General features: G+C 69.5%; 11 protein-coding genes. 7 read left to right on the top strand and 4 right to left on the bottom strand.

Translation table 11 applies throughout. From position 1 onward, the window contains the following. Positions 1 to 285: 285 nt before the first annotated feature. From ACFIMZ_RS03915 to ACFIMZ_RS03900, 4 genes are all read left to right on the top strand, one after another. On the top strand, positions 286 to 2,409 hold the full coding sequence (locus ACFIMZ_RS03915) for a site-specific recombinase (RefSeq protein ID WP_431821475.1): 2,124 nt from the start codon (positions 286 to 288) through the stop codon (positions 2,407 to 2,409). A gap of 192 nt (positions 2,410 to 2,601) precedes the next feature. Beyond that, the gene (locus ACFIMZ_RS03910; RefSeq protein WP_431821474.1) at positions 2,602 to 3,900 is read left to right on the top strand and encodes a THUMP domain-containing class I SAM-dependent RNA methyltransferase; all 1,299 of its coding nucleotides are present in this window, start codon (positions 2,602 to 2,604) and stop codon (positions 3,898 to 3,900) included. Positions 3,901 to 4,233: 333 nt separating this feature from the next. Next, positions 4,234 to 4,629: a VOC family protein gene (locus tag ACFIMZ_RS03905; protein WP_431821473.1), complete on the top strand. Its 396-nt coding sequence runs from the start codon at positions 4,234 to 4,236 to the stop codon at positions 4,627 to 4,629. Between the two features lie 73 nt (positions 4,630 to 4,702). Beyond that, on the top strand, positions 4,703 to 5,389 hold the full coding sequence (locus ACFIMZ_RS03900) for a helix-turn-helix transcriptional regulator (protein ID WP_059742885.1): 687 nt from the start codon (positions 4,703 to 4,705) through the stop codon (positions 5,387 to 5,389). 52 nt (positions 5,390 to 5,441) lie between these two features. On the opposite strand, the gene ACFIMZ_RS03895 is transcribed toward ACFIMZ_RS03900, so the two are convergent. Then, positions 5,442 to 6,365: a carbon-nitrogen hydrolase family protein gene (locus ACFIMZ_RS03895; RefSeq protein ID WP_431821472.1), complete on the bottom strand. Its 924-nt coding sequence runs from the start codon at positions 6,363 to 6,365 to the stop codon at positions 5,442 to 5,444. Positions 6,366 to 6,445: 80 nt separating this feature from the next. On the opposite strand from ACFIMZ_RS03895, the gene ACFIMZ_RS03890 reads away from it, so the two are divergent. Continuing rightward, positions 6,446 to 7,366, top strand: coding sequence for a LysR family transcriptional regulator (locus ACFIMZ_RS03890; RefSeq protein WP_431821471.1), 921 nt, complete (start codon positions 6,446 to 6,448; stop codon positions 7,364 to 7,366). Positions 7,367 to 7,436: 70 nt separating this feature from the next. Here the strand turns inward: ACFIMZ_RS03890 and ACFIMZ_RS03885 are convergent, their stop codons facing one another. Genes ACFIMZ_RS03885 through ACFIMZ_RS03875 form a run of 3 tightly spaced genes read right to left on the bottom strand, consistent with a single transcriptional unit; the run spans position 7,437 to position 10,366 of the window. Continuing rightward, a complete protein-coding gene (locus ACFIMZ_RS03885) occupies positions 7,437 to 8,891 on the bottom strand; it encodes an NAD(P)(+) transhydrogenase (Re/Si-specific) subunit beta (RefSeq protein WP_431821470.1) in 1,455 nt (484 codons plus the stop codon). After that, positions 8,888 to 9,214, bottom strand: a complete 327-nt coding sequence (locus ACFIMZ_RS03880; RefSeq protein WP_431821469.1) for an NAD(P) transhydrogenase subunit alpha — start codon at positions 9,212 to 9,214, stop codon at positions 8,888 to 8,890. Before ACFIMZ_RS03880 ends, ACFIMZ_RS03885 begins: the two co-directional genes overlap by 4 nt. A gap of 12 nt (positions 9,215 to 9,226) precedes the next feature. Then, positions 9,227 to 10,366 (bottom strand): Re/Si-specific NAD(P)(+) transhydrogenase subunit alpha, encoded by a 1,140-nt coding sequence (locus ACFIMZ_RS03875; RefSeq protein WP_431821468.1) that lies wholly within the window; start codon positions 10,364 to 10,366, stop codon positions 9,227 to 9,229. 281 nt (positions 10,367 to 10,647) lie between these two features. Between ACFIMZ_RS03875 and ACFIMZ_RS03870 the strand changes: the two genes are divergently transcribed. Together ACFIMZ_RS03870 and mnmA are read left to right on the top strand one after the other, a co-directional pair. Then, entirely contained in the window at positions 10,648 to 11,157 is a 510-nt protein-coding gene (locus ACFIMZ_RS03870; protein ID WP_431821467.1) for an NUDIX hydrolase, read from the top strand. Beyond that, positions 11,154 to 12,302 (top strand): tRNA 2-thiouridine(34) synthase MnmA, encoded by a 1,149-nt coding sequence (gene mnmA / locus ACFIMZ_RS03865; RefSeq protein WP_431821466.1) that lies wholly within the window; start codon positions 11,154 to 11,156, stop codon positions 12,300 to 12,302. The genes ACFIMZ_RS03870 and mnmA overlap by 4 nt, the downstream gene beginning before the upstream one ends. The last annotated feature ends 27 nt before the right edge of the window (positions 12,303 to 12,329 follow it).

Below are 12,329 nucleotides of genomic sequence, written 5' to 3'. Positions count from 1 at the left end.
CGGCTTGCATTTTTGAGACTGATTGACGATCCTACGCAGGTTCCCTGCTTGCGCCGGCCGTCGATCGCGCCCTTCGCCGGGGCAGCCCGCGCCGCCGGCAAGCCGCGTCGCCCTTCGCACGCGCCCGTGACGCCACGCGAGCCGCATCGAACGGGACTCTTGCGGACCGCTTGCGGGTCGCTTAGGGCCACCGCGCCCTGCCAGGCGTTCCGGCCAGCCACGCCCGTGATCCAAGCCGTCGCCGCATCCGAAACCCGCCCGTCCAGGGCTTTCGCTATTCCGTTTATGTTTCGTTCCCTGACGACCCTGATCAAGAAGTGGCGCGCGTCGCGCAGTGCGAGCCACCAGCTCGATGCGCTGCTGGCGCACGCCGATGCCGATGCGCGCTACGCCGAGCGCAGCGAATGGCTGATCGAGCTCGCGCACTGGCTGCGCCGCAGCGGCGCGATGCAGGCCGCGGCGCAGGATGCCGCCGAACGCGAAGACGACGCGCGCACGTTCCCCGCGCATGCGCGGCTGCGCTACCTGTTCCACGTGCTCGACCGCAACCCGGCGTGGAAATCGCATGCCGCGCGGACCCTGCGCGGCATCCTGCGCGAATGCGACGGCATCTCGCTGCTGTGCGACGCGGGCATGCCCGTGCACTCGGGCTTCTTCGGCGCGCTGTTCGAGCGGCTCGACTCGTCGATGATCCCGCCCGCGCCGAATCGCCGCGAACTGTCCGCGCTGTTCACGCTGATGTTCCCGACGCCGGAAGACGCCCAGTGGATCGGCGCGCTGCCCGACGACCTGCTCGCGCGCCTCGCCGACCTGCTGTCGTTCGACGTGACCGACGACGAGCGTCACGAGCCCGGCTCGCTGTCTCGCGACCTGCTCGCGGCGCTGCACAACCTGACCTGCCAGATCAGCTCGACCGGCCTGTCGCAGACCGTGCGCAGCCGCCTGTCCGACGACGACGCGCCCAAGCCGCTCGAAGCGCAGCCGTTCTACCGGCTGACGGGCGCGATGCTCGCGGTCGAAACCGCGCACGCCGCGGTCGAGGAAGGCGGCGACCCGAGCAAGCTGCTGCACGAGGTCAACTACCTGCGCATGCTGCTCGACGAATGCCGGGCCGCGGTCGACGACGTGTTCGCGCACCTGTACCGCAACGGCGTGTCGGTCGACATCGTGTTCCAGGTCGAGCGGATGCGGATGCGCATCCAGCGCGCGGAAATGCTGCTGAACGCGTGGATGGCGCGCGACGACCTGCGCGGGATGGCGCGCCTCACGGCCGAGCTCGTCGACGCCAACCAGAACAGCCAGAGCGTATCGCACCTCGTGCGCAGCAATTTCTCGCTGTTCGCGCGCAAGCTCGTCGAGACCAACGCGGACACCGGCGAGCACTACATCACGCGCGGCCGCGCCGAGTACCTGAAGATGCTGCGGATGGCCGCGGGCGGCGGGCTCGTCACCGTCGCGACGGTCTGCCTGAAGTTCGCGATCACCGGCGTGCACCTGCAGTCGATGCTCGAAGGGCTGCTCGCCGGCATCAACTACGCGGCGAGCTTCATGGTGATGCACTTCCTGCACTTCACGCTCGCGACCAAGCAGCCGGCGATGACCGCGCCGACGCTCGCGCGCGAGCTCGACGGCACGGCCCAGGACGACGGCGTGAAGCAGTTCGTGTCGTCGGTGATCGCGCTGATCCGCACGCAGGCGGCGGCGATCTGCGGCAACGTGCTCGTCGTGCTGCCCGTGTGCCTGCTCGTGCAGCTGTTCTCCAGCGGCGTGCTGCATGCGAACCTGATCTCGCCGCAGAAGGCGCATGCGACGCTGCAGTCGTTCTCGCTGCTCGGCCCGACGCCGTTCTATGCGGCGCTCACGGGCGTCCTGCTGTGGTCGTCGAGCCTGCTCGCCGGCTGGGCGGACAACTGGTTCGTGCTGCATCGCGTCGGCGACGCGCTCGCGTACAACCGCCGGCTGCGCCTCACGCTCGGCGCGGCCGGCGCGGCGAAGCTCGCGCGTTTCTGCCGCTCGAACGTCGCCGGCGTGGTCGGCAACGTCGGCCTCGGCCTGATGCTCGGCCTCGTGCCGGCGATCGTCACCGCCATCGCGTTTTCGTTCGAGGTGCGTCACGTGACGCTGTCCGCGGGCTCGATCGGCATCGCGCTCGGCGTGCTCGGCAGGGACACGCTCGGCTCGCCCGAGCTGTGGTGGGCGGCGGCGGGCGTGTTCAGCATGGCGATCCTCAACGTCGCGGTGAGCTTCGCGCTCGCGTTCACGATGGCCGTGCGCTCGCGCAGCCTGCGGCCGACCAAGGTGCGCGCGCTCGTCGCCGCGATCGGCCGGGCGGTGCTCGCGAATCCGCTGGTGCTGGTCTGGCCGGCAGCCGGCGCGACGGCCCGCACGGGTCAGTCGGAGTCGCACTGAGCGCGGCGCGCGGCGCGGCCTGCCAGGTCGGGCCGCACGCCGCCGCACGCCGGGCAGATTCCACGGGGGGCGGCCGGCCGTCCCCGTCAAACCGTCCTTTTCCGGCCGCCGGCGACCCTCGCGGCACGATGCGCCGGCCCTGCCGCCCGCGCCGCGTACAATAATGGACTTTTGTCCGTCTTCCCCCGCCTTATGTCCTCGCCCACCCAGTACGAATTCTTCGCCCCCTGCCCCCGTGGCCTCGAAGCGGCGCTTGCCGCCGAGCTGGCCGAGATCGCCGGCAGCCATCTGAACGGCGCGCCGTTCGCCGCGGGCGCGCAGGTGCCGGGCGGCGTCCATTTCCAGGGCGGCTGGGCCGCCGGGATGGCCGCGAACCTGCATTCGCGAATCGCGAGCCGCGTGCTGCTGAAGATCGCGCACCGCCCGTACCGCAACGAGCAGGACGTGTACGCGCTCGCGCTCGAGCAGCCGTGGGAGCGCTGGTTCGCGGCGACGCAGACGCTGCGCGTCGACATCACCGCGATCAAGTCGCCGCTCAAGAGCCTCGAGTTCGCGACGCTGCGCGTGAAGGACGCGATCTGCGACCGGATGCGCGACAAGACCGGCGCACGCCCGAGCATCGACACCGGCGCGCCCGACGTGCGCGTGTTCGCGTTCCTGACCGCCACCGACTGCACGCTGTACCTCGACACGTCCGGCGAGCCGCTGTTCAAGCGCGGCTGGCGCCTCGACAAGGGTGCGGCGCCGCTGCGCGAGAACCTCGCGGCCGGCATCCTGCGCCTGACCGGCTGGACGCCCGGCACGCCGCTGTACGACCCGATGTGCGGCAGCGGCACGTTCCTCGCGGAAGCGGCGCAGATCGCGCTCGGCGTGGCGCCGGGCGTCGAGCGCCGGTTCGGCTTCGAAAAGCTCAAGCAGTACGACATCACCGCGTGGCAGGGCCTGAAGGTTGCGGCGCTCGACGCGAAGCGCGCGGCGCGCGGCAAGCGCGACGACCTGCTGGTCTACGGCAGCGACATTTCCGGCGACATGCTCGAGAAGGCGCGCGCGAACCTCGAACGCGCGGGCGTGCCGTCGCTGTGGCTCAAGCAGGTCGACGCGCGCGCGATGACGCCGCCGTGCGACGCGCCGGGGGTCATCGTCGCGAACCCGCCGTACGGCGAGCGGATCGAAGTGCGCGGCCGCGGCCCGCGCGGCGACGCGCGCGAGACGGGCCGCAATCGCGGCAACGACGACGCGTTCCGCCGCACGCACATCGATGCGCCGGACAGCGAGTTCTTCAACGCGCTCGGCGATGCGCTGAAGCAGCGCTTCGCGGGCTGGCAGGCGTTCCTGCTGACGTCCGACCGCGCGCTGCCCGGCCAGCTCCGGCTGCGCGAATCGGCGAAGACGCCGCTCTTCAACGGCGCGCTCGAATGCCGGCTGTTCCGCTTCGACCTGATCGCGGGCAGCGTGAAGGCGCGCCCGGCCGCGCAGGACGGCGACGCCTGAGCGCCGCGCGTTCGCGTACACACCGGGCGGCGCCTGCCGCCGCCCGCCCCCGGGGCCGGCCGCACGGCCCCGCGCATTCCCCCACTCCCTCTCGGAACCGGACGCGGGACCGTCGCCCGTGACGGATCGCCGTGGTCCCGACGTTCCCGGCGCGCGCCCGGCCGACCCACGCCTTTCCCCGCATGACCCGCTCCTGACGCGACCGGACGGTGGCCTGTCAGGACTGACGAGGCTACTGACAGCACGCTGTCAGTAGCCCTCGATCACACTGCAATCCCGGCGCAATGCAACGCTGGTTTCCCAGACAAAATCAGACGTAAAAAGGAGCAGGTCATGACGTCCGCAACCCAGGAACAACGTGCGATCGCATGGTTCGACATTCCGTCCCTCGATTTCGACCGCGCGATCCGTTTTTACGAAACCGTGCTGCAGACGACGCTGCATCGCGACGTGATCGGCGGCGTGCCGATGGCCGTGTTCGGCCACGAAGCGTCGGCGACCGGCGGCAGCATCGTCTACGACCCGCAGCAGATGAAGCCGAGCGCGACCGGCGTGCTCGTCTACCTGAACGCGGGCGAATCGGTCGTCGCGGCGCTCGACCGCGCGAAGCGCGCGGGCGGCATCGTGCAGGGGTCGGTCGTCGAGCTGCCGAACAACTACGGTTACATCGGGTACCTGATCGATACCGAAGGCAACCGCGTCGGCCTGCACGCGCCGAAATGCCACTGACGCCGTCCACCGGGCGGCGGGCGCGGCGCTATCATCGCGATGTCGCCGCTTTTGACGGAATCGAGGTGCAGCAATGACGCGTCGTGCCGATCGCCTGTTCCAGATCGCCGAGCTGCTGCGCGGGCGTCGCCTGACGACCGCGCAGCAACTGGCCGACTGGCTGTCGGTGTCACCCCGCACCGTGTACCGCGACGTGCGCGACCTGCAGTTGTCAGGGGTGCCGATCGAAGGCGAGGCCGGCATCGGCTACCGGCTGAACCGCAACGCGAGCCTGCCGCCGCTCACCTTCACCGCGGAGGAGCTCGCGGCGCTCGCCGCCGGCGCGCGAATGCTCGAGACGTGGGGCGGCGCGCGCTTCGCGGGGGGCGCGCGCTCGGCGCTCGCGAAGATCGCGTCGGCGATGCCGGCCGACAAGCGCACCGCGCTCGACCGCCTGCCGGTGTTCGCGCCGTCGTTCCACATCGACGCGGCGTTCTGCGCGAAGGTCGATGCGATCCACCAGGCGGTGGACACGCGGCACGTCGTCAGCTTCGCGTATCGCGACCGCCTCGGCGCGCACACGCAGCGCCGCGTGTGGCCGCTCGGGCTCGTGTACTGGGGCGGGCGCTGGACGATCGGCGCGTGGTGCGAGCTGCGCGACGACTTTCGCACCTTCGACATCGCGCGGATGGGCGACATCACCGTGCACGAGCAGTTTCCGGACATGGAAGGGCGCCGCATCGCGGATTACATGCGGATCGCGGAAGCGCCGATGCGCTGACGCGCCCGGGCGGCGGCACGCCGCGACACAGTCGCGCGCGCCGCCGGTTCGCTCATTCCCCGAACACCACCGCGCGCTTCGGCCGTTCGTCCACGTGCAGCGAGAACACGTCGGCGCGCGCATAGTGCCCGACCACGTCGAAGTCATAGCGCGCGCGCACCAGCTCGTCGAGATCGATGCGCGCGGTGACGAGCCCCTCTTCCCCGATCAGCGGCTCGGCCAGCAGGTCGCCGAGCGGCCCGACGATCACGCTGCCGCCGCGGATCAGCGGCCGCTCCGGGTCCCAGCCCGGCACGTCGATCCCGAGCGCGCGCGGCGACGGCTGCACCTGGCACGCGCTCACGACGAAGCAGCGCCCCTCGTGCGCGATGTGCCGCATCGAGCTTTGCCAGACGTCGCGCTCGTCGACGGTCGGCGCGCACCAGACCTGCACGCCCTTCGCATACATCGCGCAGCGCAGCAGCGGCATGTGGTTCTCCCAGCAGATCACGGCGCCGGCCCGCCCCGCGGCGGTCTCGACGACGGGCAGCGTCGAGCCGTCGCCCTGCCCCCAGATCAGCCGCTCGGTGCCGGTCGGCATCAGCTTGCGATGCTTCGCGACGAGCCCGTCGCGCGGATCGAAAAACAGCGCCGTGCAATAGAGCGTGCTGCCGCCGCGCTCGATCACGCCGACCACGAGGCTCGCGCCGGTGCGCTGCGACAGCGCGGCCAGCTCGTCGGTTTCCGGCCCCGGCACGTCGACCGCCTGCGCGGCGTAGCGCGCGTACGCGTCGCGGCCTTCGGGCAGCCGGTAGCCGAGCCGCGTGCCGAAGATCTCGCCTTTCGGATAGCCGCCGAGCACGGCTTCGGGCAGCACCACGAGCGATGCGCCGCTGTCGCGGATCGCCGCTTCGTAGCCGAGGATCTTGTCGAGCGTGGCGCGCGTGCCGGCGGGCGATGTGCCGAGCTGCAGCGCGGCGATGACCGAGGTGGACATGACGGTGTCTCCGGTGATGGGAATGACGCCATCTTTGTCGATAAGATGTCATCGATCAAATCGATGGAACGATAAGTGATATGAACGGCGATGATATTTCTCGCATCGACCTGAACCTGCTGAAGGTGTTCGAGGCGCTGTACGAGGAAGGCGGCGCGAGCCGCGCGGCGTTGCGGCTCGACCTGACGCAGTCGGCCGTCAGCGCGGCGCTCGCGCGGCTGCGCGTGCTCTACGCCGATCCGCTGTTCGTGCGCACCGGCCGCGGGCTCGCGCCGACGCCGCGCGCGGACGAGCTGAAGCCGCTCCTGTCCGATGCGCTCGACCGCTGCCGGCAGAGCCTCGCGATCGCGGCCGACAGCGGCGACCGGCTCGGCCGCACGATCTCGATCGGGCTGTCGGACGACTTCGAGATCGCGCTCGGCAGCGCGCTGATCGCCGCGGTCGCGAAGGAGGCGGCCGGCATCCGGCTGATCTTCCGGCAGACGCACAGCGGGATCGCCGGCGACGCGCTGCTGCGGCACGGCGTCGACCTCGCGATCGCGTCGGGCGGGTTTTCGGCGACGGGGCTGAGCCGGCGGTCGGTCGCCGCCGGCGGCTATGCATGCCTGATCGATCCGGCCGCCGGCGCGCGGCCGGTCAGGACGCTGACACTCGCCGACTATCTGCTGCGCGACCATCTGCTGGTGTCGTCGGGGGGCGTGATCGGCATCGTCGACGAGGCGCTGGCCGCGCTCGGCCACAAGCGGCGCGTCGCCGCGTCGACCACGCATTTCGCCGTGCTGCCGTACCTGCTGCTCGGCACGGACGCCGTCGCGACGATCCCCGCGCATGCGGCGCGGGCGATCGCGCATGCGACGCCGCTGCGCTGCGTCGCATGCCCGGTCGAGCTGCCGGGCTATCCGGTGGAAATCGGCTGGCGCACGAGCGCGCAGCGCGATCCGGCGATCGTGCGCGTGCGCGACACCATCGCCGCGTGCATCGAACGGATCGTCAAGCCATGAAAAAAGCCCGATCGGCGCAATGCCGATCGGGCCGTCTCGGTCCGGCTGACTGCTTGACGAAGCAAGCGCATCAGTCGACCGACTTCACCATGTCCTCGATGACCTTCTTCGCATCGCCGAACACCATCATCGTCTTGTCCATGTAGAACAGGTCGTTGTCGAGCCCCGCATACCCCGCCGCCATCGACCGCTTGTTCACGATCACGGTGCGCGCCTTGTACGCCTCGATGATCGGCATCCCCGCGATCGGCGACTTCGGATCGTTCTTCGCCGCCGGGTTCACCACGTCGTTCGCGCCGAGCACCAGCACCACGTCGACCTGGCCGAACTCGCCGTTGATGTCCTCCATCTCGTGCACGATCTCGTACGGCACCTCCGCTTCCGCGAGCAGCACGTTCATGTGCCCCGGCATCCGGCCGGCGACCGGGTGGATCGCGTACTTCACGTCGATCCCCTTCTCGACCAGCTTGTCGGTCAGCTCCTTCAGCGCATGCTGCGCACGCGCCACCGCGAGACCGTAGCCCGGCACGATCACGACCGTCTCCGCGTTGCCGAGCATGAACGACGCGTCCTCCGCCGAGCCCGACTTCACCGGCCGCTGCTCCTGCGCGCCGCCGGCAGCGCCCGCCGACGCCTCGCCACCGAAGCCGCCGAGGATCACGTTGAAGAACGAGCGGTTCATCGCGTGGCACATGATGTACGACAGGATCGCGCCCGACGAGCCGACCAGCGAGCCCGCGATGATCAGCATCGCGTTGTTCAGCGAGAAGCCGATGCCCGCGGCCGCCCACCCCGAGTACGAGTTCAGCATCGACACGACCACCGGCATGTCCGCGCCGCCGATCGGGATGATGATCAGCACGCCGAGCACGAACGCGATCGCCGTCATGATCACGAACGGCAGCCACGATTGCGTCAGCACGAACAGCGCGCCGAAGCCGAGCATCGCCAGCGCGAGCATCAGGTTGATCAGGTGTTGCCCCGCATACACGACGGGCGCGCCCTGGAACAGCCGGAACTTGTACTTGCCCGACAGCTTGCCGAACGCGATCACCGACCCGGAGAACGTGATCGCGCCGACGAACGTGCCGATGAACAGCTCGATCCGGTTGCCGTACGGGATGAAGTTCGACACCGTCGCGTCCTGCGGCACGAGCCCGAACGCTTCCGGCTCGGCCACCACCGCATACGCGATGCACACCGCCGCGAGACCGATCAGCGAGTGCATCGCCGCGACGAGCTCCGGCATCTTCGTCATCTCGACGCGCGCGGCGACCACCGCGCCGACCGTGCCGCCGACCACCAGCGCGCCGAGCACGAGCCCGAGGCCGAGCGGCAGGTTTGCGCCGAGCCACGCGGCCTGCTTGAAGATCAGCGCGACCGTCGTGAGGATCGCGATGGCCATCCCGACCATCCCGAACAGGTTGCCGCGCCGGGCGCTCTTCGGGTTCGACAGCCCCTTCAGCGCCTGGATGAAGCAGACCGACGCGATCAGGTAGAGGAGCGTAACGACGTTCATGCTCATCGCGCGCCCTCCTTGCAGCCTTCAATGCGCTTGGGCTCCTTCTTCTTGAACATCTCGAGCATCCGTCTCGTGACGAGGAACCCGCCGAACACGTTGACCGCCGCGAGCACGACCGCGAGCGTGCCGAACACCTTGCCGGCCGTGCCGACCGTCAGCGCGGTGGCGAGCATCGCGCCGACGATCACGATCGCCGAGATCGCGTTGGTCACCGCCATCAGCGGCGTGTGCAGCGCGGGCGTGACGTTCCACACCACGTGGTAGCCGACGTACACCGCCAGCACGAAGATGATCACGTTGATCACCGTGTGATTGATGACTTCCATGGTCCCCTCCGGTTATTTGCGGGCGACTTCGCCGTCGCGGCACAGCAGCGTCGCGGCGACGATGTCGTCGGTCAGGTCGATGTTCAGCGCGCCTTCCTTGTTCACGATCAGCTTCATGAAGTCGAGCAGGTTGCGCGCGTACAGCGCGGACGCATCCGACGCGACCATCGCGGCGAGGTTGGTATGGCCCGCGATCGTCACGCCGTTGTGGACGATCACCTGATCGGCGACGGTCAGCGGGCAGTTGCCGCTCTTCCTGCCGTCGAATTCCGGCCCGCGGCCGGCCGCGAGGTCGACCAGCACCGAGCCGGGCTTCATCGACTGCACGGTCTCGACCGAGATCAGCGTCGGCGCGGGCCGGCCCGGGATCAGCGCGGTGGTGATGATGATGTCGGCCTGCTTTGCGCGCTCGTGCACGAGCGCGGCCTGGCGGCCGAGCCACGATGCGGGCATCGGCCGCGCGTAGCCGCCGACGCCTTGCGCGGCGTCGCGCTCCTCGTCGGTTTCGTAAGGCACGTCGAGGAATTTCGCGCCGAGCGACTCGATCTGCTCCTTGACCGCAGGCCGCACGTCGGACGCCTCGATCACCGCGCCGAGGCGCTTCGCGGTCGCGATCGCCTGCAGCCCCGCGACGCCCGCGCCGAGGATCAGCACGCGCGCCGCCTTCACGGTGCCGGCGGCCGTCATCAGCATCGGCAGGAAGCGCGGATACAGTTCGGCGGCGACCAGCACCGCCTTGTAGCCGGCGATGTTCGCCTGCGACGACAGCACGTCGAGGCTCTGCGCGCGCGTGGTGCGCGGCGCGGCTTCCAGCGCGAAGCCGGTCACGCCGGCCGCCGCGAGCTGCGCGGCCTGTTCGCCGTTGAACGGATCGAGCATGCCGATCAGCACGGTGCCGCGCTTGAGCGATGGAATCTCGGTTTCGGTGGGCGCCTGGACCTTCAGCACGATGTCGGCGTCGAATGCGGCCGACTGGTCGGTCAATTCGGCGCCGGCGTCCGCGTACGCCGCGTCGGGATAGCTGGCCGCGACGCCCGCCCCCTTCGCCACGCTCACGCGGTGGCCGGCGGCCGCGTATTTCTTGACGGTCTCCGGCGTCGCAGCTACGCGCGCCTCGTTCGCCCGCGTTTCAGCAGGCACTCCGATATGCATTGTCGATTCCTCCAGTCATTACAGTAATTAATTCTTTAATTCGATTCTTACTGCGACGGCGAGCCGGACAGGCTTGCATACCGGCTCACGAGCAACGGCTATAACGCTGCACTTTAACCGAAAGCGGGGGCCGCGCCAGCAGTTTCCGCACGATCGTGCGGCACTGTTGCGTTGCAGCACTTGACAGATGCGCGCCGTCCGCGCTGATGGTCAAGCGGGGTCGGAACATCCATCGCGGCGTACCCGGCAGTGTCCGGGCGCAACCGGTAAAATGCGATCCCATGAAACCCGAAATCTGGACCCCGCATGTGACCGTCGCGGCGCTCATCGAGCGCGCCGGCCGCTTTCTCGTGATCGAGGAAGAAACCTCGACGGGCCTGCGCATCAACCAGCCCGCCGGCCACCTCGAAGCCGGCGAATCGCTCGCCGACGCCGTGATCCGCGAAACGCTCGAGGAAACCGCGCATCCGTTCGCGCCCGACGCGCTCGTCGGCGTGTACCTCGCCCACTACGACCGCCCCGGCAACGCAGGCGCCACCTATCTGCGCTTCACGTTCTGCGGCGCGGCGGGCGAGCCGCTGCCCGGGCACCCGCTCGACGACGGCATCGTCCGCACGCTGTGGATGACGGCCGACGAGCTGCGCGCATGCAGCGACCGTCACCGCTCGCCCGCGGTGATGCGCTGCGTCGACGACTATCTCGCCGGGCGGCGCGTGCCGCTCGATTTCGTGCATACGCATTCGGTCGCGCCGCGGCCGGACGCATTCGATCGTCAGATGGTGAGCAAATGAGCAAACGACGTGTCGTGGTCGGCATGTCGGGCGGCGTCGATTCGTCGGTGACCGCGTGGCTGCTGAAGGAACAGGGATACGACGTCGTCGGCCTGTTCATGAAGAACTGGGAAGACGACGACGACGGCGAATACTGCTCGACGCGCCAGGACTGGATCGACGTCGTGTCGGTCGCCGACCTGATCGGCATCGACGTCGAGGCGGTCAACTTCGCCGCCGAATACAAGGACCGCGTGTTCGCCGAGTTCCTGCGCGAATACTCGGCCGGCCGCACGCCGAACCCGGACGTGCTGTGCAACGCCGAGATCAAGTTCAAGGCGTTCCTCGATCACGCGATGACGCTCGGCGCGGAAACGATCGCGACCGGCCACTACGCGCGCGTGCGCGAGCGCGACGGCCGCTTCGAACTGCTGAAGGCGTTCGATCATACGAAAGACCAGTCGTATTTCCTGCACCGGCTGAACCAGGCGCAGCTGTCGAAGACGATGTTCCCGCTCGGCGAGATCCCGAAGACGAAGGTGCGCGAGATCGCCGCGCAGATCGGCCTGCCGAACGCGAAGAAGAAGGATTCGACGGGCATCTGCTTCATCGGCGAGCGGCCGTTCCGCGATTTCCTGAACCGCTATCTGCCGACGAAACCCGGCCCGATGAAGACGCCCGACGGCAAGACGGTCGGCGAGCACATTGGCCTCGCGTTCTATACGTTCGGCCAGCGCAAGGGCATCGGCCTCGGCGGCAGCAAGGACGGCAGCGGCGAACCATGGTTCGTCGCCGCGAAGGACATCCCGTCGAACACGCTGTACGTCGTGCAGGGCCACGACCATCCGTGGCTGCTGTCGCGCCGGCTCGTCGCCGGCAACGTGAGCTGGACCGCCGGCGAGCCGCCGGCCGACGGCTTCGCGTGCGGCGCGAAGACCCGCTACCGGCAGGCGGACGCGGGCTGCTCGTTCGCACGGGCGGACGGCGAGCGCTTCTCGCTGACCTTCGGCGACGCGCAATGGGCGGTCACGCCCGGCCAGTCGGCGGTGCTGTACGACGGCGAGATCTGCCTCGGCGGCGGCATCATCGAGTTCGCGTCGACCGGCCAGCCGGGCAATGCGGCGCCCGCGGAAGCCGGCGCGCCGACGCTCATCGACGCACGCTGAGCGGCCCGCCGGCCCGTTCCCTGTCCT

Source organism: Burkholderia sp. F1 (genome assembly GCF_050813845.1).
Lineage (GTDB): Bacteria > Pseudomonadota > Gammaproteobacteria > Burkholderiales > Burkholderiaceae > Burkholderia > Burkholderia ubonensis.
This window is presented reverse-complemented; position numbering and strand designations above follow the sequence as displayed.